We start from the raw sequence: 23,582 nt of genomic DNA, 5'->3' as shown, positions 1-23,582 counted from the left end.
ATGCGGCCGGTCGCAAACCGCTTCAGGCGGCGCGGGGCGACACGATCTTCTGTGCCGGCTTGTTCTTCTTCGCGGTGTGCAGAAGGGCGGCGACGATCGCGGCAGGACCGACTGCGCGATAGTGGTTAGCCAGCGCCGGTTGCTTGGCGCGGTTGGATTCTTGTTTGCTGCGAGGCATGTCTCTCTTCCCAGATAACATTTTCGTGTCCGCGTTTGATGGCCGATTCTGACCAAATCGTGACGCCTGCTGATCTAGTCGACGAATGTTTCATGACTGTGCCGACATGTTTAATAAAATGTTTCTGTGCATCATTACCTGTGATCCAGCGACGTTTTTGCCGAAACTAGCGACTTGACGGCAACACTGGCCAAGGCGATAAAGCCGGCCATGAAAACGTCTTTCGCCATTTGTGGCATTTGCATTATTGGCTAGCCTCGCGCTGGTCCGGACGTTTTCGCCTCATCTTTCCCAGATTGGACAAACGCCCCGGCCAGTAGGCTGGAATCCGGTCTTGCGCCTCGGCGCTAGGCGGGTCCTGAACACAACAGACCGGGAAGGCACGAATGTCTGACGCATCGAAGGGCCTGCGCCTCTACAACACGCTGACGCGGTCGAAGGAGGATTTCATCCCGATCGATGCGCGCAATGTGCGCATGTATGTCTGCGGCCCAACCGTCTATGACTTTGCCCATATCGGCAATGCCAGGCCGGTGATCGTCTTCGACGTGCTGTTCCGCTTGCTGCGCCATGTCTATGGGCAGGCGCATGTCACCTATGTGCGCAACATCACCGACGTCGACGACAAGATCAACGCGCGCGCCTTGCGGGATTTTGGCGGCGAGATCGCCTCAGGCAAGCTTTCGCTCAATGAAGCGATCCGGCGGGTCACCGAAAAGACCGCCGATCAGTTCCACAAGGATGTGGCTGTTCTCGGCTGCCTGGAGCCGACGGTCGAGCCGCGCGCCACCGAATTCGTCGAGCCCCGAGCTGACGGCAAGGTGGACATGATTACCCTGATTCAAAGCCTGATCGAACGCGGCCATGCCTATGCTGCGGCAGGCGAAGTCCTGTTCGACACGGCGTCGATGCCTGACTACGGCCAGCTGTCGAAACGCAATCTCGACGAGCAGCAGGCCGGCGCTCGCGTCGCCGTCGACGCGCACAAGAAAAATCCCGGTGATTTTGTCCTCTGGAAGCTGTCGTCGCCGGAGGAACCGGGCTGGAATTCGCCATGGGGCCGAGGCCGGCCGGGTTGGCACATCGAATGCTCGGCAATGTCGGCCGCCTATCTTGGCGAGGTCTTCGATATTCATGGCGGCGGCCTCGACCTGATCTTTCCGCACCATGAGAACGAAATCGCCCAGTCGCGCTGCGCCCACGGCACCGATGTGATGGCCAACATCTGGATGCACAATGGCTTCCTGCAGGTCGAAGGCCAGAAGATGTCGAAGAGCCTCGGCAATTTCTATTCGATCAATGAATTGCTGGAGACCGAGACCTTCGGTGGCCGCAAATGGCCGGGCGAGGTGCTGCGGCTGGCGATGCTGATGACGCACTACCGCGAGCCGATCGACTTTTCCGTGCGCAAGCTGGAAGAGGCTGAGAACACGCTGCGCAAATGGAAGCGGGCGGCGGATCTGGCGCCGGCGGCGGGGCAGTTGCCGGTGGAGGTCATCGATGCCTTGTCCGACGATCTCGCCACCTATGCCGCCTTCCAGGTTTTGACCCAATTGGCCGGCGAGGCAGCGGACGGCAACAATGCCGCTGCGTCGCTGAAGGCGTCGCTGCTGTTCCTCGGCTTCGATGTCGCCTCGGCGAAGGTCGATGAAGACTACATCGCTAAAGCCATCGCCAAGCGTCTCGCATTCATCGCCGCGAAGAACTGGGCCGAGGCCGACCGCATCCGCGATGAACTGCTGGCACAAGGTATACAGTTGAAGGACGGCAAGGACCCGGCCACTGGGGAGCGTGTGACAACCTGGGAGGTGAAACGGTGAGGTTGGCGCGAAACTCTTTTGCAAGGTTGGCGGAGACGCTGGCGACAGCCGATCTCCCCCCTTGCGGGGGAGATGTCCGGCAGGACAGAGGGGGGTGTGAAGGAACGCCAGCGTTTCCGTTTGCACTCCCACGTTTCAACCATTTCCCGAGAAGGCAGCGGTCTTCAGCGGATAGGCCGGCGGGACAGCACCCCCCTCTGCCCTGCCGGGCATCTCCCCCGCAAGGGGGGAGATTGGCAGCTCCGCCGAGTAGACCTGTTCTGCAACGTTTAGCAGCCTTCTCGTACGAAGGTGCCTGATGGGTCACGACCTCGTCCCATCACGCCAGCGCAAGAACGCAAAATCCATGCGTCGTGTGATGACCGACGCCGAGCTGAAGCTCTGGAACGAGCTTCGCGCGCATCGGCTAATGGGCTTAAGCTTCCGCCGGCAGGTGCCAATCGGCCCTTATATCGTCGATTTTGCCTGCTCGGACAAAAAGCTGATCATTGAGGTTGATGGTAGCCAGCACGGAGACGCTGAGCACGTAGAGCGCGATTCAGAGCGCAGCGCATATTTGAAGAGTAGCGGCTGGACCATACTGCGCTTCTGGAACGACGACGTCATTCGCGATATCGACAATGCCTGCCAGCACGTCGTGATCGAGGCCGGCCTGGCCGGCGCCGAAGTGCCGGCATGCGAACCAGCAAGGGAGTCCGTTCCATGATCGACCATCTTGGTATCACCGTTGCCGATTTCGACGCTTCGAAGGCTTTCTACGACAAGGCGATGGCGCCGCTGGGTGCCGCGCTCCTCTACATGGTGCCGCTGGAATATACCGGCGGCGCCAAGGTCGGTGGCTATGGCCGTGACCGGCCGGTGTTCTGGCTGAGTACCGGCAAGGACAAGCCGAGGGACCGCCAGCACGTCGCTTTCACCGCGCGCAGCCGCGCCGAGGTCGAAGCCTTCCATGCCGCGGCACTTGCCGCCGGCGGCAAGGACAATGGCGGGCCGGGCCTGAGACCACACTATCACCTGGACTACTACGCCGCCTTTGTCCTCGATCCCGACGGCAACAACGTCGAGGCCGTCTGCCATGCCACGGAGTGAGCGGCGATGAGCCTCGACAATCGGCCGATCTATACCGGCGGCTGCCAGTGCGGCGCGGTGCGCTTTCGCGTCGAAGGCGCGTTGGGAGACGCTTCGATCTGCCATTGCCGCATGTGCCAGAAGGCGTTTGGCTCGTTCTACGCGCCGCTTGTTTCAGTGCGCGGGGCGAAGCTCGACTGGACGCGCGGTGAGCCGAAATATTTTCGCTCATCCAACCATGTCGATCGTGGTTTTTGTGCCAATTGCGGCACGCCGCTGACCTTCACCGCGCCGGATGGTGTCGGGCTGGCGATCGGTGCGTTCGACAATCCGGCGGAGATCGTGCCGTTGATCCAGTGGGGCACGGAGGCAAAGCTGCCCTATGTCGATACGATCCCGGAACTGCCGGGCGAGGAGACAATGGCCGATATGTCGGCGGCCCCCTATCTGGCCGATCTCGTCTCCTATCAGCACCCAGACCACGACACCGAACAATGGCCGCCAAAGGAGAAGTCATGACCGATCAGGTAAGAACCGGCGGTTGCCAGTGCGGCGCCGTGCGTTTCCGCATTCATGGAGCGCTCGGCCGTCCCTCGATCTGCCATTGCCGCATGTGCCAGAAGCAGTTCGGCTCGTTCTTCGGTGCGCTGGTGACGGTGCCCAGGGATGGCGTCGAATGGACCCATGAAGAGCCGAGTTACTTCCAGTCGTCGGTCAACATCGATCGTGGCTTCTGCGCCCGCTGCGGGACGCCGCTTACCTATCGGCAGCCTGGTGGACTGGAGATCGCCATCGGCGCCTTCGACGATCGTTCGGACCTGGCACCGCAGATCCAGGTCAATTACGCAGCGCGGCTGCCCTGGGTGGAGACGATCTTCGACCAGCCCGTTCACCAAGACCCCGACTACTACGCGAGGCAGGAGCAGATCATCTCCTTCCAGCACCCCGACCATGAAACAGCGGACTGGCCGATCAAAGGTTTGCAACTATGAGCTGTCAATTGCGTACCCTCTACCCCGAAATCGAGGCGTTCGATTCCGGCATGCTCGATGTCGGTGACGGCCATCGGGTCTACTGGGAGCGTTCCGGCACCAAGGGCGCCAAGCCGGCGGTATTTCTGCATGGTGGGCCGGGCGGCACCATCTCGCCAAAACACCGGCGACTGTTTGACCCGAGCCTTTACGACGTCATCCTGTTCGACCAACGCGGCTGCGGAAAATCGACGCCCAATGCCTCGCTCGAAGCCAATACGACATGGCATCTGGTTGCCGATATCGAACGGCTGCGCGAAATGGCCGGGTTCGACCAATGGCTGGTGTTCGGCGGCTCCTGGGGCTCGACCCTGGCGTTGGCCTATGCCGAAACGCACCCTGAACGGGTCAGCGAACTGGTGGTGCGCGGCATCTACACGCTGACGCGCGCCGAACTCGAATGGTACTATCAGTTCGGCGTCTCTGAAATGTTCCCGGACAAATGGGAGCGGTTCCTGTCGCCGATCCCCGAGGCCGAGCGTGGCGACATGATGGCCGCCTATCGCAAGCGGCTGGTCGGCAGTGACCACAAGGCCCAGATCGAGGCAGCGCGCGCGTGGAGCCTGTGGGAAGGCGAAACCATCACGCTGTTGCCGGAGCCGGAGACCAGCGGACCGTTTGGGCAGGAGGACTATGCCGTCGCCTTCGCCCGTATAGAGAACCACTATTTCGTCCATGCCGGCTGGCTCGAGGAAGGGCAGCTGCTGCGCGACGCGCACAAGCTGAGCGAGATTCCCGGTACCATCGTCCACGGTCGCTACGACATGCCGTGCCCCGCGCGCTATGCCTGGGCGCTGCACAAGGCCTGGCCGAAGGCGGATTTCCACCTGATCGAGGGTGCCGGCCACGCCTATTCGGAGCCGGGTATCCTTGACCGACTGATTCGGGCCACGGATGGTTTTGCGGGGAAGATATAGTCGATGTACGGCGATCCTTCACACCCCCCTCTGGCCTGCCGGCCATCTCCCCCGCAAGGGGGGAGATTGGATGTCGCCTTCGCTTTCGCCAATCGCCGACGTTGCAGGACCAGCGCTGTCGTCAAAGCTGCCGATCTCCCCCCTTGCGGGGGAGATGGCCGGCAGGCCAGAGGGGGGTGCCCAAGCACCTTGCTGTCATGAAAAAGGAAAGACTGTTCCTCTTCGACACCACACTGCGCGATGGCCAGCAGACGCCGGGCATCGACTTTTCCGTCGAGGACAAGATCGCCATCGCCAAGCTGCTTGACGCCTTCGGCCTCGACTATGTCGAGGGTGGCTATCCCGGCGCCAACCCGACCGACACGGCCTTCTTCCAGGAGAAGCGGACGACACGTGCCAAATTCGTCGCCTTCGGCATGACCAAGCGGGCAGGGGTATCAGCGTCCAACGATCCCGGCCTTGCCTCACTGGTGCAATCTAAGTCGGACGCCATCTGCTTCGTCGCCAAGAGCTGGGACTACCACGTCCGTGTCGCGCTCGGCTGCACCAATGAAGAAAACCTCGACGCCATCAAGGCCTCTGTCGAAGCGGCGATCGCCGCCGGCAAGGAGGCGCTGGTCGACTGCGAGCATTTCTTCGACGGCTTCAAGGCCAATCCCGGCTATGCGCTGGCGTGTGCCAGGACCGCCTATGATGCAGGCGCGCGCTGGGTGGTGCTGTGCGACACCAATGGCGGCACGCAGCCGTCGGAAGTCCGCGCCATCGTCGAGAAGGTTATTTCGTCCGGTATGTCAGGCGATCATCTCGGCATCCATGCCCATGACGACACCGGTCAGGCAGTGGCCAATTCGCTGGCCGCGGTCGAGGCCGGCGTGCGCCAGATCCAGGGCACGCTCAACGGCATCGGCGAGCGCTGCGGCAACGCCAACCTGATCTCGATCGTGCCGACGCTGGCGCTGAAGCCGGCCTTCGCCGATCGTTTCGAGACGGGCATTTCGGCTGAGGCGCTGACTGGCATTTCGCGTCTGTCGCGGGCTTTCGACGAGCTCTTGAATCGCGCTCCGGAAGCGCAGGCGCCCTATGTCGGCGCCTCCGCCTTCGCCACCAAGGCCGGCATCCATGCCTCGGCGCTGGCCAAGGAGCCGGCGACCTATGAGCATGTGCCGCCGGAAACGGTCGGCAACCGCAGACGCGTCATGGTTTCGGACCAGGGCGGCAAGGCCAATTTCCTAGCCGAACTGAAGCGGCGCGGCATCGACGTACCGAAGGACGACCACCGGCTCGATGCGCTGATATCAGTGGTCAAGGAGCGCGAGGCCGAGGGTTACGCCTATGAGGGTGCCGACGCCAGCTTCGAACTCCTGGCGCGCAAGATGCTGCACGGCCTGCCGGAGTTCTTCAAGGTCACCTCGTTCCGCTGCATGGTCGAGCGCCGCTTTGACGCCAACGGTCAGTTGAAGACGGTGTCCGAAGCGATCGTCAAAGTGCTGGTCGACGGCGAGGAGAAGATGTCGGTGGCCGAGGGGCATGGCCCGGTCAACGCACTCGACATCGCACTGCGTAAGGATCTCGGCAAATTCCAGGGCGAGATCGCCGATATGGAGCTTGCCGACTTCAAGGTGCGTATCCTCAATGGCGGCACCGAGGCGATCACCCGCGTCCTGATCGAATCGCATGACGGCACCGGCGCGCGCTGGTGGACGGTCGGTGTTTCCGAAAACATCATCGACGCCTCGTTCCAGGCGCTGATGGATTCCATTGTCTACAAACTGATGAAGAACCGCGAGATGGCCGGCCTTGTGGCGGCGGAGTGAGGCGATGGGTTTTTCGATCAGCTGGCTAGGCTTTCGCGATTACGGCGCAAAGGAAGCCGCCGCTTTGTTCGGGCGTCAACTCGGTGATCCATCCGAAGATTTCGATGCGCCAATAAGCGTCTATGCCAGCGAAAAGCACTGGGCGATCATCATTCTCCAGCCCTGCAGTTTCCCAAACCCGCCCTCCCAGTATCTGGCCGCGATTTCGCAAGGCCGCGAAGTCATAATCGCACATATAGAAGAGCATATGATGTTCGCACGTGTCGAACTCTGGCGCGACGGCAAGAATATCTGGAAAGTATGGCATGGCGCCGACAAGAATGTCAGGGATCTGCATACCACGGGCGATCTTCCATCATCATTTGAAGCGTTAAAACGGCGATGTTTTTCAAAGCAGGACGAAGAAGACATCAAAGGTACCGAAGTCGATTTTGTTTTTGACCTTCCTCTTGATCTTGCGGCCGAGCTGACGGGCTTCCGGCACGATGAAGGTGCTCCCGACCGCACTTTCTTCGAGCTAATTGAGAAGACGGCTCAGCCCTAGAATCGTATTGCGGACGAATAAGCTTGCAATGCATTCAGGACAATGGCGGTTGAACCATCAGCGAAAGTCCATTGATCCATCAGAACTTTGCGATGGTCTTGGCAAAGTGGCTGGGCCATAGCGTTGGCCCATGGCCACTGAAGCAATTATCCTGGACGCTGATTCCAAGGCCCGTCGCGGCTTCCTGCTCGCACTGGGCGCTTATTTGCTATGGGGAATGCTGCCCTTCTACATGAAGGCCGTGGCGCATCTGCCGCTCGCCGAAGTCATTGCCCACCGCATCGTCTGGTCAGTGCCGATCGCCGCCGCCGTTCTGGTCTGGGCCGGCCGCACGGCGGATTTCAAGGCGGCACTGCGTTCGCCGCGCACTATCGCCATGGCCGCGCTGACGGCGGCGCTGATCTCGGTCAACTGGGGCGTGTACGTCTGGGCGATCGCCGTCGACCGCACGGTCGAAACCGCGCTCGGCTATTACATCAATCCGCTGGTCAGCGTCGTCGTCGGAGCCCTTTTGCTTGGCGAGCGGCTTGACCGGCTTCAGATCGCAGCAGTGGTACTGGCGGCGGTCGCCGTCGCGGTACTGACCATCGAAGGCGGCAAGCTGCCCTGGGTGTCGCTGGCCTTGGCGTTTTCCTTCGCCGCCTACGGCTTCTTTCGCAAGACGCTGCCGATCGGCCCCAGCCAGGGGTTTCTGCTCGAAGTGCTTTTGCTGTCGGTGCCGGCGCTTGGCTACATCATCTATCTGATCGCGACCGGACAGGACCACATCGTATCCAGCAGCGGTGCCGACACGGCGTTGCTGATCGGCTGCGGTCCGGTCACGTCGGTACCGCTGCTGTTGTTCGCCTTCGGCGCCAAGCTGCTGCGCCTCTCCACCATCGGCATCATGCAATATATCGCGCCGACCATGGTGTTCCTGATCGCCGTGCTGATCTTCAACGAGCCTTTCGGCACCACTCAGGCGGTCGCGTTCGCGCTGATCTGGGCGGCACTGGCGGTCTATTCCTGGTCGATGCTGACGACAGCGCGCAAGGCTTCTGCCCGGTAAGGAGTTTCGATGTACCTGTTGCACATCGCCAACAAGAACTATTCCTCATGGTCGCTGCGGCCCTGGGTGCTGATGCGAGAGCTGGATATCCCATTGGAGGAGCGGCTGACGCCGTTCCCGACCGGATCGAGCTGGGAGCTCTACCGGTCGTTCTCGCCCAGCGGCCGTGTGCCGTGCCTGATCGACGACGGTTGGGCGGTCTGGGACTCGCTCGCCATCGCCGAATATCTGGCAGAGCGCCACCATGGCGTTTGGCCCGTCGAGGCAAAGGCACGCGCATGGGCACGCTCGGCCGCCGCCGAGATGCATTCGAGCTTCACCGCACTGCGCGGTTCATGCCCAATGAGTTGCGGCCTGCGCGTGAAGCCGTTTCCGATGTCCGATGCGCTGAAGCAGGATCTCTTTCGCCTCGGCGATCTCTGGAACGATGGCCTTGCCCGTTTCGGCGGACCGTTTCTCGCCGGCGCTCATTTCACCGCCGTCGACGCCTTCTTTGCCCCAGTGGCGTTTCGGGCACAGTCGTACGGGCTCGTTTTCGAAGGAGCGGCCGCCACCTATCCGGCGCAGTTGCTTGCCTTGCCGGCGATGCGCGAATGGTATGCGGCGGGCCTTGCCGAGACCTGGCGCGAGCCCGACCATGAAGCGGAAGTCGCTGCCGCCGGCACCGTCCTCGAGGATTTTCGCGCCTCGGCGTGAAAGGTACTGACGTTACATTCCCCGGCCGAGCCGTCGGACGAACAGATAGGTAGCCGCGGCGATAACGAGCGATACCGCCGACACCACCCAAAACCCCATCGGCGTGTTGACCAGCGGCAGGCCGCCGACATTCATGCCGAACAGGCCCGAGATGATGGTCATCGGCAACAGCACCGCTGTCATGACAGAGAGAGCATAGAGGAGCTGGTTCGACTGCATGGTCAGCTTGGCCATCAGCTCGTCCTGCAACAGCCTTGTGCGCGCCTGCAGCTGCTCGCCGTCATGATAGAGCGTATGCGCCCGTTGCGAGAGCCTGACCGCCATGTCGTTGATCGGGTCAGGCAGCTCGTTGCGATGCGAATGATCGAGATGCCGGAACAGATTGGTGATCGTCGCCATCTGCCGATGGATCACCACCAATTGTCGGCGCGCCTCGACCAGCGCTTGTCGTTCATTGTGCCATGCATCGCGCACGACACGGTCCTCGATGCCGTCGAGCGTGTCGCCCAGCTTGCGGAGCTCGGCCGACATGCCGTCGAGCGACTGGCCCGTGACCGCCTCGATCAGTTCCGCCGGCGAGCGGAATTTCCGCGATCCATTTTCCACCGCCTTGCGGACGGCGTCGACCGATTCCAGCGGCTGCTTGCGAGCGCCGATCAGCATCGTGTCGTTGAAGGCGAAGCGGAAATGGACGAGTCCGCGCGCCTCCGAAAAGTCGTGCCTGAGATCCGGCAGATCGCCATAGAGCCAGCCATCCTCGAAGTCGATGTGGCAGCCATGGCTCGGAGCAAGGAAGGCGTCGCGCACCGGCCCCGGCAAAGCCCTTTCGGCGCCGATCTCCTGGCGTGCGTGCAGGTCAGTGATCTGGTAGCTGCGCCATGTCCAGTGCGCGGCCGCGGCGTCCCTGGTTCGCACGCCCTCTGCGGTGAAGTGATAGATGAAGAACAACCCGTGCCCATCAGGCAGGTAAGGCGACAGGTCAGTGCCTTCCGGGGCGAGAGCGATATCCATGGGCGAGGCGCCAGATTGAGGTTTCGAGCATGGCGCCGCGTGGCGGTCGCCTGATCCCAATTGCTAGCACGTGCGAACCCGGTTTCGTGTGACGGTTTCTTGACAGCCGATCACAGCCTGTCGATCGCCGCGTCAATCCGGTGGTGACGCCTTCGCCGCCACCGGATTGCGTCCTCTCAGCGCTTCGGGCCGAACCCAGGGTAAGGATTGAGCGGCACGATTTCGGAGATATCCATCATGCCGGCCTTGATCAGGGGCAAGGTGGCGAGATGGCCACGCACGTCCGCGTCGCTGCCGGCCTCGAACATCATGCCACTGCCTGGTATATCGCCGCGGTTCCATACCTGGCGGACCGCGCCTTCGGCGTAAAGCGTTCGGCGCTGTTCGGCCTCACCGGGCAGCAGCGGCGCGAAATCGGCATCGGTAAACTTTTCGGTGTTGCGAGTGAGAAGGGCAAAGAACTGCATGTCGGTCTCCTTTGGTTGGGATGGCCGAGTATCACTCCCACTGGTCAGACTGTCCAAGACTGATTAGGCTATAGTTAAGACCCGTGAGGACTTGGAACCTCGGAGAAAAAATGTTCGACCTGCGCCAGATCAGGTATTTCGTCACCGTCGCCGAAGCCGGCAATGTCGGTCGCGCCGCCGAGATGCTGCATATCTCGCAGTCGCCGCTCAGCCGGCAGATCATGCAGCTCGAGGAGCAGCTTGGCGTCTCCCTGTTTGAGAGGTCGAAGCAGCGGGTCCATCTCAATGCCGAGGGTCGCGCCTTCCTCGCGGAGGCCCGCTCGCTGCTGTCCAATGCGCGACGACTGGAGGAGTTCGGCCGCAACCTGGCCAGCGGCGCCATCGGCCGTCTCGCCATCGGCTACGTCGAAGGCGCCGTGCATGCCGGGCTTGTCGCAGGCATGCTGCGCCAGTTCCGCCGCGACCGGCCAGACTTTCACCTTCAGTTGCGAAGCCTGCGTTCGGCGGCGCAGCTGGAGGGGTTGCGGCAGCGGGTGCTCGATCTGGGCTTTGTCTATTCGCCGCCAGCCGACGATGACCCGGATGTCGCCGCCATGGCGCTGCGGCATGAGCCGTTGGTGCTGGCGATCCCCGAAGATGATCCGCTTGTCCAAATATCAGAGATCGGGCCGCATCACCTCGACGGCCGCACCTGGATCACGGTCGTGCGCCAGCCCGACGACACCAACCGCGGGCAATTCCTTGCCGCATGCGCCAAAGCCGGTTTTCTGCCCGACATCGCCTATGAGACGGCTGACCCGCTGACCTCGCTCGGTCTGGTCAGCGCCGGCCTCGGCCTGGCGACGGTGCAGGCCAGCCTGCGTGCCGCCGCTCCGCCGCGGATCGTGTTTCGCGACCTGCCATGGTTCGAGCGCACGGTTTCCATCCATCTTGCCTGGCGACGTCATGACCGCCGCGCGGTGATCGCTGATCTGCGGCAGGCAGCTGCAGTAGGCAGTAGGCAGTAGGCAGTAGGCAGTAGGCAGTAGGCTAGGGCTCCGCACTCAGGTTAACAAAGACCTGACGACAGTTCGGCGGTGTCGGCTTTTGTGCCGGTAATAGGAATTTTTTCTTGATTCCGTGCCCTCAGCTATGGTATATATTTCTCTATGGTGCTGATTTGCGCCAGTGACCCGCCGCACAGGCGGGTTTTTCGTTTGATGCTCCGTCAGCCAATGCGCAGGCGAAGGCTCCGAAGGAACCCGTTAACCCGAGTTCGTTGCCCTGGGCAGTAGGCAGTAGGCAGTAGGCAGTAGGCAGTAGGCAGTAGGGGTTGCCGTCCCCCGGCATTCACACTGCCTACCGCCCTATTCCCTACTGCCTCACATCTTGTCTATCACCGACTGCACGCCCTCGGTCGGGGCGTCGACGGAGGACCCAGCCACCATGATGGCGGCGACGATCGCTTCGGGGTCGTCGACAACCAGCGGCTTGACTCGCTGCGCGGTGTGGATGAAGCCCTGGGCCGCCATGTGATCGAGCAACGACAGCATCGGATCCCAGAATCCGCCGACATTGCCGAAGACGATCGGCTTGCGGTGATGACCGAGCTGCGCCCAGGTCATGACCTCGACGATCTCCTCGACCGTGCCGATGCCGCCCGGCAGCGCCACAAAGGCGTCGGATTTCTCGAACATCTTGTGTTTGCGCTCGTGCATGTTGTCGGTGATCAAGAGTTCGTCGAGCCGGTCAAGCGCGGTTTCCGTTGCCTCCCTATTGATCAGGAAGCGCGGAATGATGCCCGTCACCTTGCCCCCCGCGCGCAAGGCGCCTTCGGCGACGGCGCCCATGATGCCTTTGGTGCCGCCGCCATAGATCAGCCGCAGGCCCGCTTTGGCAATCGAGCGCCCGAGCAGGTGCCCGGCCTTGATATAGATTTCATCGCGGCCCGGAGACGAGCCGCAATAGACGCAAACGGATCGAATCGTGTTCATGCTGATGATTGGTGATTGGGTCTGAAAGCGCGGTCAAGCCCCAAGGGTCAACAAGCTCGGGCTTTTTCTTGTCGGTCCCTCTTTCTTGTCGACATGGGCAAAACAGGCTAGACCGGCGTTAGGTGGCTAAGGGGTAGAGAAATATGGTGATTAATCCATTGAAGGCGTTCCTGTTCGTGGCGGGTGGGACCGTTGCGGCTGCGGGGACCGCCTATGTTTCGGGTGCGCTCGACCCGTATCTTAATCCGACGCCGCCGGCGCAAGTGGCTGCCTTGACGCCGCCCGCGGCGCCGAAGCCGGCTGATCCCGGCACGGAAGCGCGGCTTCCAGCAGCGGCTGTGCCGGCCGCGCCCGCCGCGGTGCCCCAGATAACGGCGCCGGCCGCACCGGCAACGGGTGCAGCGGTTCCGGCAGCGCCGGCTGCGGCCGGTCCGATCGCACCGTCCTTCGATGTCGTGCGCGTCGAGAGCAACGGCTCCATTGTGATTGCCGGCAACGCGGCGCCCAACGCGAAGGTCGAGATCCTCAACGGCACGCCCGTGCTCGGTTCGACGGTCGCCGGTCCCGACGGCGCCTTTGTCATCGTGCTCGACGATCCGTTGAAGCCTGGCGACTATACGATTGCCCTGCGCGCGACCACCGGCGATGTCGTGACGCCGTCGGTGCAGACCGCAGTCGTCTCGGTTCCAAAGAATGCGGCCGGCCAGGTGCTGGCGATGGTCGAGGAGCCGGGCAAGCCGGCCGAACTGCTCACCGTTCCCGCGCCCGAGGCAAAGCCGGCCGCCCCGGCTGCCGGCGACCAGGCCGCCGCGCCGGCGGCTCCCGCGGCGGCGCCCGCAACTGCTTCGGCACCAGCCGCGCCGGCTCCGGCGCCGGCCGTGGCTGAAGCGTCACCTGCTCCGGCAGCCCCATCGGCGCCGGCTGCGCCAGACGTGTCCGAACCCAAGATCGTCGTCGAGGCGGTGGAGATCGACGGCAACAAGATATTTGTTGCCGGCCTCTCAGATCCGGGCCGCAAGGTGCGCGCCTATGCCAATGATATCCTGCTCGGTGACGCTCAGACGTCGCCGAACGGCCATTTCCTCGTCGAGGCGACGCGCGACATTCCGGTCGGCAGCTACACCATCCATGTCGACGGTCTCGATGCCGACGGCGTGAAAGTGGTGGCACGCGCCGCCGTGCCGTTCGAGCGCGAGCCGGGTGAATCGATCGCCGCCGTGGCGCCCGCGGAGCTCAAGCCTGCCGAACCTGCTGCCGCCGAAGCGCCTGCCGCTCCAGCCGATGTCGCGGCTGCTCCCGCAGCACCGGCCGGTGAGGCTCCGGCCGTTGTGGTGGCAGCCACGCCGCCAAGCGATGTGCCCGAGACCGTAGCGCCCAAGCTCGAACATGCGGACGGCGCCGTCATCATCCACCGCCACGACACGCTTTGGCGGATTTCACGGCGTGTCTACGGCCATGGCATGCGCTACTCGACCATCTACCTCGCCAACCAGGATCAGATCAGCGATCCTGATCGCATCTGGCCGGGACAGGTGTTCAAGGTCCCGGAAAAGTCCAAGGAAGGCGAAGCCGCCGACCTCAAGGCGATGGGCAAGCAGGTGACGACAAAGACCAACTAGAGACAAGGCTTTCCAGAGGTCGAAGTCAGCTAGCTCGTTGAGCCGCTTAGGTGAAGTTTGAACCCGGTCATGTTCTGATCGCCCAGGTCGGGGCGTAGCTTCATGCTCGGAATCAAATAGTCGCCGCCATTCTGCCGGCGATAGGGAATGGGCTGCGCGGTAGCGAGCGTTCTCATTCGCTCGCGCAGGCGCTCGGCAGCGGGCTCGAAGTCGGCTTCACCGAAGCGGTCGACGCTATAGGCGACAAATGGCGGGAGCAGCTGCCGTCCGTCCCGTTGAACATGCTGATCGTCCCGGAGCGCGGGCGTTGCAAGGGTTCGCCTGCTGGTCGACTTTCTGGCTGAACGGATAGCCGATATCCCGGGGATCGAGAAGTCCATCTCACAGCGTTAGCCGCTATCTGGTCTGCCCAGAAGAGTAGCTTGCGATAGCGCCAACCATCGTTTATCGCCGATGGACGATGAGCGACAGCCCCTTCGAAACCCATACACTCCGCTCCGCGTCGGAGGCCCCGGACAGCCGCGCCGTCGCTGCTCGGCTGGCAGCGCTTTCGCACCCGGCGCGTATCGAAATCCTGAAATACCTGTCGGCCAGCAGCTCCTGTTGCTGCCGCGAGGTCGTCGATCGTTTCGATCTGGCGCAGTCCACCGTGTCACAGCATTTGAAGATATTGGTCGAAGCCGGGCTGGTCCGGTTCGAGCCTGATCGCCAGCGCTCGCGCTATGCGATCAACCACGCCGCGCTCGCCGATGTCTCGATGTCGCTGACCGCGCTCGTCAATTCCTGCTGCTCCGGCCGCTAAATCCATGATCCCGAAAAGTGCAGCCCTGTTTTCGGAAGAGATCATGGTCAAAAAGACATAAGAAGAAGGCACAAAGAATGGCCAAAAAAACCGTCTCCGACTCCTCGACCTTCAAGACGCTGCTCAACCTGTGGCCCTATATGTGGCCGGCGGATCGCGCGGATCTGAGAGCCCGGGTCACCTGGGCGACGCTTCTGTTGGTTGTGGCCAAGCTGACGCTGGTCGCCGGTCCCTATTTTTTCAAATGGGCGACCGATGCGCTGGCCGGTGACGCCAAATCGGTGCCGCCGCTGCCGAGCTTTCTGCTGGCGCCCGTCATGCTGGTCGTCGCCTACAATGTCGTGCGACTGGTGCAGCTTGGCTTCAATCAGTTGCGCGACGCGCTGTTTGCCCGCGTTGGCCAGTACGCAGTGCGTCAGCTTGCTTTCCGCACCTTCGTCCACATGCACCAACTGTCGCTGCGCTTTCATCTCGAGCGCCGGACCGGCGGCCTGTCGCGCATCATCGAACGCGGCACCAAGGGCATCGAGACGATCGTGCGCTTCATCATGCTTAATACAGCGCCGACGATTCTCGAATTCGCCCTGACCACCGGCATCTTCGCCTACACCTATGGCTGGAAATATGTGGCGGTCGTCGCGGTCACCGTCTGGGTCTATGTCTGGTTCACGGTGCGCGCCAGCGACTGGCGCATCTCGATCCGCCGCGACATGAACGACAGCGACACCGATGCCAACACCAAGGCGATCGACTCGCTGCTAAACTACGAAACGGTCAAGTATTTCAACAACGAAGGCATGGAGGCCGAGCGCTTCGACCGCTCCATGGCACGCTACGAGATATCGGCGACGCGCATCTGGACCTCGCTTGGCTGGCTGAATTTTGGCCAGGGCATCATCTTTGGCCTCGGCACAGTCATCGTCATGTGCATGTCGGCGCTGGAGGTGCAGGCCGGCACGCAGACGGTCGGCGATTTTGTCTTCATCAACGCCATGCTGATGCAGTTGTCGGTTCCGCTCAATTTCATCGGCTTCATCTACCGCGAAATCCGCCAGGGGCTGACCGATATCGAGCAAATGTTCGACCTTTTGGATGTGCCGCAGGAGATCGTCGACAGGCCGGATGCGAAGCCACTTGCTGTCAGCGCCGGCAAGGTCGAGTTCCGCGACGTTCAATTCTCCTACGACCCGAACCGCAAGATCCTGAAGGGCGTCAGCTTCGAGGTGCCCGCCGGCAAGACCGTCGCCATTGTCGGGCCATCGGGCGCCGGCAAGTCGACCATCTCGCGGCTTCTATTCCGCTTCTACGATGTCCAGGACGGCCAGGTGCTGATCGACGGCCAGGATATCAGGGACGTGACGCAGGAGAGCCTGCGCGGAGCAATCGGCATGGTGCCGCAGGATACTGTGCTGTTCAACGACACCATCGCCTACAACATCCGCTACGGCCGCATCGGTGCCAGCGAGGAGGATATGCGCAAGGCTGCCGAACTCGCCCAGATCGGCCCCTTCATCGAGCGGCTGCCAGACGGCTACAAATCGATGGTCGGTGAGCGTGGGCTGAAACTCTCGGGCGGCGAGAAGCAGCGCGTGGCGATCGCCCGCACCATCCTGAAAGCCCCGCCGATCCTGATGCTCGACGAAGCGACTTCGGCCCTCGACAGCCACACCGAGCAGGAAATCCAGGCGGCGCTCGACTTGGTCAGCCGCGGTCGCACCACCATCGTCATCGCCCACCGGCTGTCGACGGTGATTACGGCCGACGAGATCATCGTGCTGCAGGACGGCCAGATCGCCGAGCGCGGAACGCATGCCGAACTGATGCACAAGCATGGCCTCTACGCCTCGATGTGGGATCGCCAGCGCGAGGCAACGGAAGCCGAGGAGCGGCTGCGCATCGCCCGCGAGGGCGACGAACTTGGCGTCATCGTTCGCCGCCGGCTATCCGAGGTGAATTGATGCCGCCTACCAGGTGAGCCGCCTACCAGATGAGAAGGAAGAAATTTCCGCTTGACCTCAACTTAAGTTGAGATTGTAGGTCGTTCTTGGAGCCCGGAAGCAACATGATCCAAGAACGGAATGATCGAAATGAGCAAGACAAATCAGAACGTTAACGGCGGCAGCGTGTTCAGGGTGGACAAATTCGTCGTCCCGGCCGCCGCTCGCGAAGAGATACTGGCCAAGGTCAGGACAACGCATGAATTGCTGCGCCTGCAGCAAGGCTTCGTGCAGGATTTCCTACTCGAGCAATTCTCGGGTCCTGGCGAGTTCAACCTCGTCACTATCGTCGAATGGGAGAACCAGACGGCCGTCGACAATGTCGTGCCGATCGTCAAGGCGGCGCACGAGCGCATCGCCTTCAACCCGCAGGAGACGATCGCCCGGCTCGGTGTTCGGGCCGACATCGCCAACTATCAGCGTATTCCCGGACTGTAATAGGATTTCCTACGGCCAGCCGACGCCGGGTGCCGGTGCGTCCACGCTGAGCACCTGGCCGGTGCGCGCGTCGCTGACCATGTGCTCGAAGCCACGCCATTCGGCGGCGAGAATGAACAGCGTTTTCCTGTCGGTGCCGCCCAGTATGCAGGCAAAGCAGCCGCGATCGACAACGACTGTCTGCAACACCTCACCGCCTTCGCTCACGCGCACGCAATGCTTGTTGGGAACATCCGCATACCAGATCGCCCCCTCGGCATCGAGGCAGATGCCGTCGGGATAGCCATCGAGATCAGCCCAGACCCGCCGATTGGACAGAGTGCCGTCGGCGGCGATGTCGAAGGCGGTAAGCCGGTTGGCATGCGATTCGGCGACGATCAGCGTCTTGTTGTCCGGGGTGACCGCCATGCCGTTGGCAAAGGCGATATTCTCGGCCACTTGCCGGACCGCACCGTCCGGCGTGACCAGCACGATCGTGCCGGGACCGAAATGCTCGCCCGGCGCCGGCGCCGGGCCACCGCCATTGACATAGATGTTGCCGCGCCCATCGACAACGATTTCGTTCCACGGGCTTTTCGAGAGGCTGCGCAAATCGGCATGGGTGACGAGTCTTCCATCTGCTTCCTGCCGCAGAAGCAAGCCGTCGCGACCGGAGATGACAAGCAGACGGCCATCCGGCAGCCAGTCGATGGAGTAGGGCAGGACAGCCGGCACGGTAAGCACAATCTCGCGGTTGCCGTCGGCATCGACGGCGATGATCTCGCCGGTGCCCCAGTTGCAGACCCAAAGCCGTCCGTTGTGCCAACGCGGCGACTCGCCGAAGGCGAGGCCGGCGGTCAGGAGATGCGCTTGGGTGGCCGGTTGTTTCTGCATTTGCGAGAGCTCCTTGTTGCGCACGTCATCATGGCCGGGCGGTCCAGAAAGACGCTGTCTCACCAAGGACGGATCACGGCGTGCGTTGCCGACAGGCATCACGCAACAATTCAACTCGGCCACCTCTACGCTGAGCTCCTGAAGCAAAATCTCGAAATCAGTTTTCTGAATGCTCTAAAAACGTCGGCGACTAGACATTTGAAAATGAATTTCAAATGCTTTTATTTGCTCTTCAAGGTATTATTCTGCTGCTGCAGATAAGAAGGCCGCTGGCATGTTCGGAATTTTTTCGCGAAAAAGCTTCAACAGTCGACAACGGTTTCGGCCGTCCGTTCGGAGCAGCCGATGGCCAGCCCGCATGTGTCTTCAGTCATTGTCCCGTTTTCAGCTGTCGAGCGCGCTGCCAAGGAGAATTACGTCGCTGATCTCGTGACCGCGGTCATGGATTTCGTCAACGCGATGCTCAACCAGGGCCTCTACGAAGATCACGAAATTCCGGCATCGGCGAGGCAGTTTTTTCATACCTATCTCTACGCCCTGGAAGTAAGCAATGGCGGCCACAGCCAATTTATCCGCAACTACCATGGTGGCTTCGACAAAATTACCTCCGATGCGAGGTTGGCTCTGGCTGGAATGCGAGCGACAAATCATTTGGCTGCTTTGGAACAAATGGTTGCTTGGGTCAGGGAACACCCAAAAGAAGCGGAGGAACAGACCGGATTCGAAGGTGGTCGCGCTGATTTCCTTGATGAGCTCGACGATCTTTTTTACAAGGAGGAAGATAGCGTCCCGTTGCTTGCCCGCGCAGTGGGTTGGATTGCCTCATGGCCTGAACTGGAGATTGTCGATGATGCCGAATGCCAGGAGGCCATTCTCGGCGTTGTGATGGCCAATCCCAGGCGCGAACCTCGATTGCGCCATCGCTCGGTGTTCCATCTGAAAGCAGTGATGACGAGCCGACTTCAAGTGGGCATCGGTTTAGCCTGTGCAGGCTTGCCGCAACCCGAGGTCAAGCTTGGGGTCGGCGAAGGAAGGATGTTGGACATAGACGGCGAGAAGCAGATGGCTTTTCCTGTCGTAACCAATGCCTGCAGGGCGCTGTTGTGCGTGGTCACGTCGACGCATACAGCGGCATACCAGTACCTTGCTGCCGATGGCACGGAACTGGAACTCGACTTCGGACCCAACGACAGCGTCACCGACGACATCGATGAGTTATTTGGTGACAGTGCTCCACATGTCGGCTTGAAGCTGTCGCATGTCGGCGCCGATTCAATAGCGACCGTCATCAAATTGGCTGAAGCCTATCGGGCGCCAGCAGCCCTCGACCTTCTTTTGCGCAGGGCTGGAGTAGACACTGCAGGAGCAGTTGCCTTGCCGTCGATGTTGGTTCCGAGAGAGGGAGGATCGGTCGTCAGTTGGACAGTTGCTGCTGGCGGTAGACCATTGCTCCTATTGTCCGCTCCCAACGGCAGCATGCTCTTGAGATCGAGCGCGGAAGACCCGCTAGCGGACGCCGGCAGGCTTGAGATTGAAGAACATTTTGCGCGAGCCGAAGCCGATGGCGCCAACTAATCTGGTCCGGTCGTCTCGATGGCGCCGCGCTACTTTTTCTCCGTCAGGAAGAACGTTCCATCAGCATGGGCGGCGCAAATGGCCTTTTCCGCCACGCTGGCGGCCTTGCTGCAGTCAAAGGATAGCTTGGCTTGCGCTATTGCGCTGCCATTCGATGCCGCCAGCGCGAGCAGAACCGCACTTGTGGCGGCCCATCGCTTGGCAATGAGGTGCGCCGTGTTGGGGTTTAAGATCATGGGCGGTCGGCTTGTTCCCGCATTTTGAACCGGCGGTGCCCCGAATTCTGCCGACAATGACGCCGACAGGCGAGCGCACCACCGCTTCTGTAGGACGCGGCCAATACAGCCTTGCCGATTGTTGCGTTGCGGCGAGGGGGGCTTTCGGCTATTGAGGCCGCAATTGAAACGGAGCCCGCTTTTACCCGATGAGCCTTGTCGATACGGTCAAGAACGCGTTGGTACCGATCCATCGCGAAGGCTATCCCTTCATCGCGGCCTTTGGCGCGGCAACGCTCTTCCTCGGCTATTTCTCTTCGATCCTGTTCTGGATAGGCCTTATCCTGACGGCCTGGTGCGTCTATTTCTTCCGTGATCCCGAGCGCGTCACGCCGGTCGACGACCACCTCGTGGTCAGCCCCGCAGACGGCATCATTTCTGCGGTCGGGCCGGCCGTGCCGCCTCGCGAACTCGGCCTCGGCAATGTCGAAATGACCCGCATCTCGGTGTTCATGAACGTCTTCTCCTGCCACGTAAACCGCGCTCCCGTACGCGGGCGCATCACCAAGATCGAGCATCGGCCGGGAAAATTCCTCAATGCCGAACTCGACAAGGCCAGCACCGAGAACGAGCGCAACGGCCTGGTCATCGAGAGTCCCAACGGCACGGTTGCGGCTGTGCAGATCGCCGGCCTTGTGGCGCGCCGCATCGTCTGCTGGGCCGAGGCCGGCGGCTCGATCGCCATCGGCGAGCGCTTCGGCCTGATCCGCTTCGGCTCGCGCGTCGATGTGTTCCTGCCGCTGGCCGCCACGCCGCGTGTTGCCGTTGGCCAGACGGCGGTCGGCGGCGAAACCGTGCTGGCCGAATTCGGCGGTGTGGCCGGCACGCCTCTTGTTCGGATTTCCTGACGGTGGGCACGCAATACAAAAAGTTCGAGGCCCACGCCAGCGGCGGTCCGCGCATCCGGGAAATCCCTATGCGCATGGTGCTGCCCAATCTGGTCACCGTGCTGGCCATCTGCGCCGGCCTGTCCGGCATCCGCTTCGGCTTCGAAGGCCGTTTCGAGCCGGCGGTGGTGATGGTGCTGCTTGCGGCCTTCCTCGACGGCATTGACGGTCGCCTGGCGCGGATGCTGAAGGCGACCTCCAAATTTGGCGCGCAGATGGATTCGCTGGCCGACATCGTCAATTTCGGCGTCGCACCGGCTCTGGTGCTCTATGCCTTCCTGCTCGACCGCGCCGGCTCGCCGGGATGGATCGCCGCACTTCTGTTTGCTATCGCCTGCGGGCTGCGGCTCGCCCGTTTCAACGTGCTTGACGACGAGAAGGCCGATCGCCCCCTATGGCAGTCCGAATATTTCGTCGGCGTGCCGGCGCCGGCGGGCGCCGTGCTGGTGATGCTGCCGCTCTATCTTTATTTCCTCCGCACCGGGCTGGAGCCCAGTCGTCCAGCCGCCTTCGTCGCCACCGGCTTCACGATTCTGGTCGCCTTCCTGCTGGTCAGCCGGCTGCCGGTCTATTCCGGCAAGAACCTGAGAATCCCGGGCGACAAGGTGCTGCCGATTATCCTTGGTGTCGTGCTCTACGTGCTCCTGCTGATGACCTATCCCTGGTACACGCTGACGGCTTCGGTCGCCGGTTACCTGATCTTCCTGCCGTTCAGCGTGCGCGCCTATTCGAAACGCGCCAAGCTGGAGGGTGAGAAGATACCGCCTTCGGATATAGGTTAAGGCGGGGGCTTGAGCCCTTGCACTAACAAATCGCTCCAGGCGGACGCAAAACGTTCGTCGCCGATGTCGATCGCACGTTCGCCCCATATCGCCTCGAAGACCCGGAACATGGCGACGCTGCCGACGATGACGGCAGCGACCGCCTCGCTGTCATGTGGGCGCAGTTCACCCTGACGCTGATGCTCCCGCAGCCATTCGGCGACGGCGAGATACGTGCTTTGCATGATCTCTGTACGCGCCGAAGCTTTCAATTCGGGGAAATGCTCCAGATCCCGCCACAGGATGCGGAGCACGTCACGATTGGCGCCGAGTTTTTGAAGCATGCTTCCCACAAGTCTCCGTGAGCCCTCCTCGATGGAAAGCGTCTTCTCGCCAAGTTCCGCCCGGCCTTCCCGCGCCGTGCCGACGAACTGCTCGATCGCGGCGGCAAGCAAGTCCTCTTTCGAAGAGAAATGCTTGTAGAGCGCGCCGGAGCCGCGAGACAGACCGGCTGCTTCCTGGATATCGGGAACGCTTGTCCGATCGTAGCCGCGTTCGCCAAACAGGCGGATAGCCGCGCGCACAATACGCTCGCGTCCGGTTGATGGCGGCTTCATGGCTGCTCCTGGCTCAGTGACCTGATGAATGGATTCGCAATGGACATTAATACCTGCCAGCATCGACGATCGCTCGTGCCGGCGATGCAGAGACAGGATTCGACTAGCGGGCGCTTCGGTGGTGTTCGGAAAGCCAACTCTTCCAGGTCTTTTCGCCAAAACGCCCGGCGGTTTCGACCAAGCCCATTCTAAGGCCCATCTTTCGACTGATAGGCAGCGGCAGGACGAGACGTGCTAGCCCAAGTGCGTCGCGGTATAGCCGCGCGAAACTCGAGAAAGGCATCACGTCCGGGCCACCTATTTCCATACGGATGCCCCTTTTCCCATCGGTGACAGCCGCTGCGAGATAGCGGGCCACGTCGCGTGTATCCACCGGATTTGAGGGCGAGGTCGGAAGCGGCCAGACCGGCAGCCATTCCAGCCCGCCGAGCATCTTCGCCAGAAGGTAATAGAACGGCGTGGCGCGGATGACCGACCATGGGAGCGAGGACTCTCGTACGAGCTGTTCGCCTGCCAGTTTTACCCGGGCATAGGGCAGGCGGCTGAATTCTAGGCCGACGATCGACACGAAGATGAAGTGGCTTACGCCGGCACGCTGCGACGCGGCAAGCAAATGCCGCGTGCCCTCGACATCGACGCTGGCCGGACTTGAGAAGAAATCTATCAGCCTCATGCCGCGCCTGGCGATCGGCGACAGCGTCGCGGCGTGTATGACCGTGTCGATGCTGACAAGAGCCTCATCGATGCCGTCGCCGGTTGCGAGATCACCTAGAGCCCACTCAACGGAATTGTCTTGCCCGGTTTTTCTGGCGAGCAGCCGGATAATGTGCCCAGCCTCGTTCAACGCCGGCACAAGATCGCGGCCGAGATGCCCTGTTCCCCCGGTAACAAGGATTTTTGCCATTCAAGACCTCCCTCTGAGGCAACGCCCCTTAGTGGTGAGTGAATGATCACTCACCACTAATTTGGCGATAAGGCGAGAATGTGACGAGGCACGCATTGCGCTCTCGGTCCGGCTCAGAACAAGGGCTTGCAGCGGCCCCGGGGGGGGGGGGCCCACGCCCCGCGCCCCCGGGCCCCCCCGGGCGTGGCCCCGGAGATGGGAGGGACCACAGGGGAGTATAAAAAAAAAACAGGCCCACGCGCCGCGGGGGGTGTTGGTGGTGGGGGT

Annotated in this window: 26 protein-coding genes and 2 pseudogenes; 19 read left to right on the top strand and 9 right to left on the bottom strand. The window is 61.9% G+C overall.

The window, feature by feature from the left end; translation table 11 throughout:
- Positions 1–22 precede the first annotated feature (22 nt).
- The gene (locus NKI20_RS21005; protein WP_023762063.1) at positions 23–178 is read right to left on the bottom strand and encodes a hypothetical protein; all 156 of its coding nucleotides are present in this window, start codon (positions 176–178) and stop codon (positions 23–25) included.
- A gap of 386 nt (positions 179–564) precedes the next feature.
- Here NKI20_RS21005 and cysS point away from each other — a divergent pair, with 386 nt between their 5' ends.
- The 10 genes from cysS to NKI20_RS20955 all read left to right on the top strand — a co-directional run bounded on the left by cysS (position 565) and on the right by NKI20_RS20955 (position 9,116).
- A complete protein-coding gene (cysS, locus tag NKI20_RS21000) occupies positions 565–1,998 on the top strand; it encodes a cysteine--tRNA ligase (RefSeq protein ID WP_352833813.1) in 1,434 nt (477 codons plus the stop codon).
- A 298-nt stretch (positions 1,999–2,296) separates the two neighbouring features.
- Positions 2,297–2,704, top strand: a complete 408-nt coding sequence (locus NKI20_RS20995) for an endonuclease domain-containing protein (RefSeq protein WP_352833810.1) — start codon at positions 2,297–2,299, stop codon at positions 2,702–2,704.
- Positions 2,701–3,087, top strand: a complete 387-nt coding sequence (locus NKI20_RS20990) for a VOC family protein (RefSeq protein WP_352833807.1) — start codon at positions 2,701–2,703, stop codon at positions 3,085–3,087. Before NKI20_RS20995 ends, NKI20_RS20990 begins: the two co-directional genes overlap by 4 nt.
- A gap of 6 nt (positions 3,088–3,093) precedes the next feature.
- The gene (locus tag NKI20_RS20985) at positions 3,094–3,585 is read left to right on the top strand and encodes a GFA family protein (protein WP_023762059.1); all 492 of its coding nucleotides are present in this window, start codon (positions 3,094–3,096) and stop codon (positions 3,583–3,585) included.
- Positions 3,582–4,058: a GFA family protein gene (locus NKI20_RS20980; protein ID WP_031261007.1), complete on the top strand. Its 477-nt coding sequence runs from the start codon at positions 3,582–3,584 to the stop codon at positions 4,056–4,058. Before NKI20_RS20985 ends, NKI20_RS20980 begins: the two co-directional genes overlap by 4 nt.
- Complete coding sequence (gene pip, locus NKI20_RS20975) at positions 4,055–5,014, top strand: prolyl aminopeptidase (protein ID WP_352833802.1); 960 nt, start codon at positions 4,055–4,057, stop codon at positions 5,012–5,014. Before NKI20_RS20980 ends, pip begins: the two co-directional genes overlap by 4 nt.
- A 197-nt stretch (positions 5,015–5,211) precedes the next feature.
- Positions 5,212–6,828 carry a citramalate synthase gene (gene cimA / locus NKI20_RS20970; RefSeq protein ID WP_352833797.1) on the top strand — a complete coding sequence of 539 codons (1,617 nt, stop codon included), beginning with the start codon at positions 5,212–5,214 and terminating at the stop codon, positions 6,826–6,828.
- Between the two features lie 4 nt (positions 6,829–6,832).
- Positions 6,833–7,372, top strand: a complete 540-nt coding sequence (locus tag NKI20_RS20965; protein ID WP_352833794.1) for a hypothetical protein — start codon at positions 6,833–6,835, stop codon at positions 7,370–7,372.
- A 130-nt stretch (positions 7,373–7,502) separates the two neighbouring features.
- Positions 7,503–8,420, top strand: coding sequence for an EamA family transporter RarD (gene rarD, locus NKI20_RS20960; RefSeq protein ID WP_352833791.1), 918 nt, complete (start codon positions 7,503–7,505; stop codon positions 8,418–8,420).
- A gap of 9 nt (positions 8,421–8,429) precedes the next feature.
- On the top strand, positions 8,430–9,116 hold the full coding sequence (locus NKI20_RS20955; RefSeq protein WP_352833788.1) for a glutathione S-transferase family protein: 687 nt from the start codon (positions 8,430–8,432) through the stop codon (positions 9,114–9,116).
- A 12-nt stretch (positions 9,117–9,128) separates the two neighbouring features.
- Here the strand turns inward: NKI20_RS20955 and NKI20_RS20950 are convergent, their stop codons facing one another.
- Positions 9,129–10,127 (bottom strand): transporter, encoded by a 999-nt coding sequence (locus NKI20_RS20950; protein WP_352833785.1) that lies wholly within the window; start codon positions 10,125–10,127, stop codon positions 9,129–9,131.
- Positions 10,128–10,303: 176 nt separating this feature from the next.
- A complete protein-coding gene (locus NKI20_RS20945) occupies positions 10,304–10,594 on the bottom strand; it encodes a muconolactone Delta-isomerase family protein (protein WP_352833782.1) in 291 nt (96 codons plus the stop codon).
- Positions 10,595–10,704: 110 nt separating this feature from the next.
- On the opposite strand from NKI20_RS20945, the gene NKI20_RS20940 reads away from it, so the two are divergent.
- A complete protein-coding gene (locus NKI20_RS20940; RefSeq protein WP_352833779.1) occupies positions 10,705–11,601 on the top strand; it encodes a LysR substrate-binding domain-containing protein in 897 nt (298 codons plus the stop codon).
- A gap of 354 nt (positions 11,602–11,955) precedes the next feature.
- Here NKI20_RS20940 and NKI20_RS20935 read toward each other — a convergent pair whose 3' ends face one another.
- The gene (locus NKI20_RS20935) at positions 11,956–12,567 is read right to left on the bottom strand and encodes an LOG family protein (RefSeq protein WP_352833777.1); all 612 of its coding nucleotides are present in this window, start codon (positions 12,565–12,567) and stop codon (positions 11,956–11,958) included.
- A 143-nt stretch (positions 12,568–12,710) separates the two neighbouring features.
- Between NKI20_RS20935 and NKI20_RS20930 the strand changes: the two genes are divergently transcribed.
- Positions 12,711–14,186 carry a LysM peptidoglycan-binding domain-containing protein gene (locus NKI20_RS20930; RefSeq protein WP_352833774.1) on the top strand — a complete coding sequence of 492 codons (1,476 nt, stop codon included), beginning with the start codon at positions 12,711–12,713 and terminating at the stop codon, positions 14,184–14,186.
- A gap of 29 nt (positions 14,187–14,215) precedes the next feature.
- Here NKI20_RS20930 and NKI20_RS20925 read toward each other — a convergent pair.
- Positions 14,216–14,455, bottom strand: a pseudogene (locus NKI20_RS20925) (NAD(P)H-dependent oxidoreductase); the annotation flags it as partial.
- On the opposite strand from NKI20_RS20925, the pseudogene NKI20_RS20920 reads away from it, so the two are divergent.
- The 4 genes and pseudogenes from NKI20_RS20920 to NKI20_RS20905 all read left to right on the top strand — a co-directional run.
- Positions 14,447–14,579: pseudogene (locus tag NKI20_RS20920) on the top strand (LysR family transcriptional regulator); the annotation flags it as partial. The pseudogenes NKI20_RS20925 and NKI20_RS20920 overlap by 9 nt on opposite strands.
- Before the next feature lie 67 nt (positions 14,580–14,646).
- The gene (locus tag NKI20_RS20915; RefSeq protein WP_352833771.1) at positions 14,647–14,988 is read left to right on the top strand and encodes an ArsR/SmtB family transcription factor; all 342 of its coding nucleotides are present in this window, start codon (positions 14,647–14,649) and stop codon (positions 14,986–14,988) included.
- A 77-nt stretch (positions 14,989–15,065) separates the two neighbouring features.
- Complete coding sequence (locus NKI20_RS20910) at positions 15,066–16,946, top strand: ABCB family ABC transporter ATP-binding protein/permease (RefSeq protein ID WP_352833769.1); 1,881 nt, start codon at positions 15,066–15,068, stop codon at positions 16,944–16,946.
- 129 nt (positions 16,947–17,075) lie between these two features.
- Positions 17,076–17,423, top strand: a complete 348-nt coding sequence (locus NKI20_RS20905) for an antibiotic biosynthesis monooxygenase family protein (protein WP_352833766.1) — start codon at positions 17,076–17,078, stop codon at positions 17,421–17,423.
- A 9-nt stretch (positions 17,424–17,432) separates the two neighbouring features.
- Here the strand turns inward: NKI20_RS20905 and NKI20_RS20900 are convergent, their stop codons facing one another.
- Complete coding sequence (locus tag NKI20_RS20900; protein WP_352833763.1) at positions 17,433–18,296, bottom strand: SMP-30/gluconolactonase/LRE family protein; 864 nt, start codon at positions 18,294–18,296, stop codon at positions 17,433–17,435.
- Positions 18,297–18,641: 345 nt separating this feature from the next.
- Here NKI20_RS20900 and NKI20_RS20895 point away from each other — a divergent pair, with 345 nt between their 5' ends.
- Positions 18,642–19,871: a DMP19 family protein gene (locus NKI20_RS20895; protein WP_352833761.1), complete on the top strand. Its 1,230-nt coding sequence runs from the start codon at positions 18,642–18,644 to the stop codon at positions 19,869–19,871.
- Between the two features lie 29 nt (positions 19,872–19,900).
- Here the strand turns inward: NKI20_RS20895 and NKI20_RS20890 are convergent, their stop codons facing one another.
- On the bottom strand, positions 19,901–20,164 hold the full coding sequence (locus tag NKI20_RS20890) for a lysozyme inhibitor LprI family protein (protein WP_352833758.1): 264 nt from the start codon (positions 20,162–20,164) through the stop codon (positions 19,901–19,903).
- Positions 20,165–20,295: 131 nt separating this feature from the next.
- On the opposite strand from NKI20_RS20890, the gene NKI20_RS20885 reads away from it, so the two are divergent.
- On the top strand, positions 20,296–20,994 hold the full coding sequence (locus tag NKI20_RS20885; RefSeq protein ID WP_352833755.1) for a phosphatidylserine decarboxylase: 699 nt from the start codon (positions 20,296–20,298) through the stop codon (positions 20,992–20,994).
- Between the two features lie 2 nt (positions 20,995–20,996).
- Complete coding sequence (locus NKI20_RS20880; RefSeq protein ID WP_023761626.1) at positions 20,997–21,815, top strand: CDP-alcohol phosphatidyltransferase family protein; 819 nt, start codon at positions 20,997–20,999, stop codon at positions 21,813–21,815.
- On the opposite strand, the gene NKI20_RS20875 is transcribed toward NKI20_RS20880, so the two are convergent.
- Together NKI20_RS20875 and NKI20_RS20870 are read right to left on the bottom strand one after the other, a co-directional pair.
- Complete coding sequence (locus NKI20_RS20875) at positions 21,812–22,411, bottom strand: TetR/AcrR family transcriptional regulator (protein WP_352833752.1); 600 nt, start codon at positions 22,409–22,411, stop codon at positions 21,812–21,814. The two genes, NKI20_RS20880 and NKI20_RS20875, sit on opposite strands and share 4 nt — an antisense overlap.
- A gap of 103 nt (positions 22,412–22,514) precedes the next feature.
- The gene (locus NKI20_RS20870; RefSeq protein ID WP_352833749.1) at positions 22,515–23,315 is read right to left on the bottom strand and encodes an SDR family oxidoreductase; all 801 of its coding nucleotides are present in this window, start codon (positions 23,313–23,315) and stop codon (positions 22,515–22,517) included.
- Positions 23,316–23,582: the final 267 nt, after the last annotated feature.

The organism is Mesorhizobium sp. M0830 (assembly GCF_040319965.1).
In the GTDB taxonomy this organism is placed as follows: Bacteria; Pseudomonadota; Alphaproteobacteria; order Rhizobiales; family Rhizobiaceae; genus Mesorhizobium.
Note: the sequence above shows the minus strand (reverse complement) of the source record. Positions and strands in the feature narration are given on the sequence as shown.

What these genes read in the sequence shown, in the direction of transcription:
- NKI20_RS21005 (WP_023762063.1), bottom strand. Translation starts at nt 178, where the DNA reads ATGCCTCGCAGCAAACAAGAATCCAACCGCGCCAAGCAACCGGCGCTG.
- cysS (WP_352833813.1), top strand. Translation starts at nt 565, where the DNA reads ATGTCTGACGCATCGAAGGGCCTGCGCCTCTACAACACGCTGACGCGG.
- NKI20_RS20995 (WP_352833810.1), top strand. Translation starts at nt 2,297, where the DNA reads ATGGGTCACGACCTCGTCCCATCACGCCAGCGCAAGAACGCAAAATCC.
- NKI20_RS20990 (WP_352833807.1), top strand. Translation starts at nt 2,701, where the DNA reads ATGATCGACCATCTTGGTATCACCGTTGCCGATTTCGACGCTTCGAAG.
- NKI20_RS20985 (WP_023762059.1), top strand. Translation starts at nt 3,094, where the DNA reads ATGAGCCTCGACAATCGGCCGATCTATACCGGCGGCTGCCAGTGCGGC.
- NKI20_RS20980 (WP_031261007.1), top strand. Translation starts at nt 3,582, where the DNA reads ATGACCGATCAGGTAAGAACCGGCGGTTGCCAGTGCGGCGCCGTGCGT.
- pip (WP_352833802.1), top strand. Translation starts at nt 4,055, where the DNA reads ATGAGCTGTCAATTGCGTACCCTCTACCCCGAAATCGAGGCGTTCGAT.
- cimA (WP_352833797.1), top strand. Translation starts at nt 5,212, where the DNA reads ATGAAAAAGGAAAGACTGTTCCTCTTCGACACCACACTGCGCGATGGC.
- NKI20_RS20965 (WP_352833794.1), top strand. Translation starts at nt 6,833, where the DNA reads ATGGGTTTTTCGATCAGCTGGCTAGGCTTTCGCGATTACGGCGCAAAG.
- rarD (WP_352833791.1), top strand. Translation starts at nt 7,503, where the DNA reads ATGGCCACTGAAGCAATTATCCTGGACGCTGATTCCAAGGCCCGTCGC.
- NKI20_RS20955 (WP_352833788.1), top strand. Translation starts at nt 8,430, where the DNA reads ATGTACCTGTTGCACATCGCCAACAAGAACTATTCCTCATGGTCGCTG.
- NKI20_RS20950 (WP_352833785.1), bottom strand. Translation starts at nt 10,127, where the DNA reads ATGGATATCGCTCTCGCCCCGGAAGGCACTGACCTGTCGCCTTACCTG.
- NKI20_RS20945 (WP_352833782.1), bottom strand. Translation starts at nt 10,594, where the DNA reads ATGCAGTTCTTTGCCCTTCTCACTCGCAACACCGAAAAGTTTACCGAT.
- NKI20_RS20940 (WP_352833779.1), top strand. Translation starts at nt 10,705, where the DNA reads ATGTTCGACCTGCGCCAGATCAGGTATTTCGTCACCGTCGCCGAAGCC.
- NKI20_RS20935 (WP_352833777.1), bottom strand. Translation starts at nt 12,567, where the DNA reads ATGAACACGATTCGATCCGTTTGCGTCTATTGCGGCTCGTCTCCGGGC.
- NKI20_RS20930 (WP_352833774.1), top strand. Translation starts at nt 12,711, where the DNA reads ATGGTGATTAATCCATTGAAGGCGTTCCTGTTCGTGGCGGGTGGGACC.
- NKI20_RS20915 (WP_352833771.1), top strand. Translation starts at nt 14,647, where the DNA reads ATGAGCGACAGCCCCTTCGAAACCCATACACTCCGCTCCGCGTCGGAG.
- NKI20_RS20910 (WP_352833769.1), top strand. Translation starts at nt 15,066, where the DNA reads ATGGCCAAAAAAACCGTCTCCGACTCCTCGACCTTCAAGACGCTGCTC.
- NKI20_RS20905 (WP_352833766.1), top strand. Translation starts at nt 17,076, where the DNA reads ATGAGCAAGACAAATCAGAACGTTAACGGCGGCAGCGTGTTCAGGGTG.
- NKI20_RS20900 (WP_352833763.1), bottom strand. Translation starts at nt 18,296, where the DNA reads ATGCAGAAACAACCGGCCACCCAAGCGCATCTCCTGACCGCCGGCCTC.
- NKI20_RS20895 (WP_352833761.1), top strand. Translation starts at nt 18,642, where the DNA reads ATGGCCAGCCCGCATGTGTCTTCAGTCATTGTCCCGTTTTCAGCTGTC.
- NKI20_RS20885 (WP_352833755.1), top strand. Translation starts at nt 20,296, where the DNA reads ATGAGCCTTGTCGATACGGTCAAGAACGCGTTGGTACCGATCCATCGC.
- NKI20_RS20875 (WP_352833752.1), bottom strand. Translation starts at nt 22,411, where the DNA reads ATGAAGCCGCCATCAACCGGACGCGAGCGTATTGTGCGCGCGGCTATC.
- NKI20_RS20870 (WP_352833749.1), bottom strand. Translation starts at nt 23,315, where the DNA reads ATGGCAAAAATCCTTGTTACCGGGGGAACAGGGCATCTCGGCCGCGAT.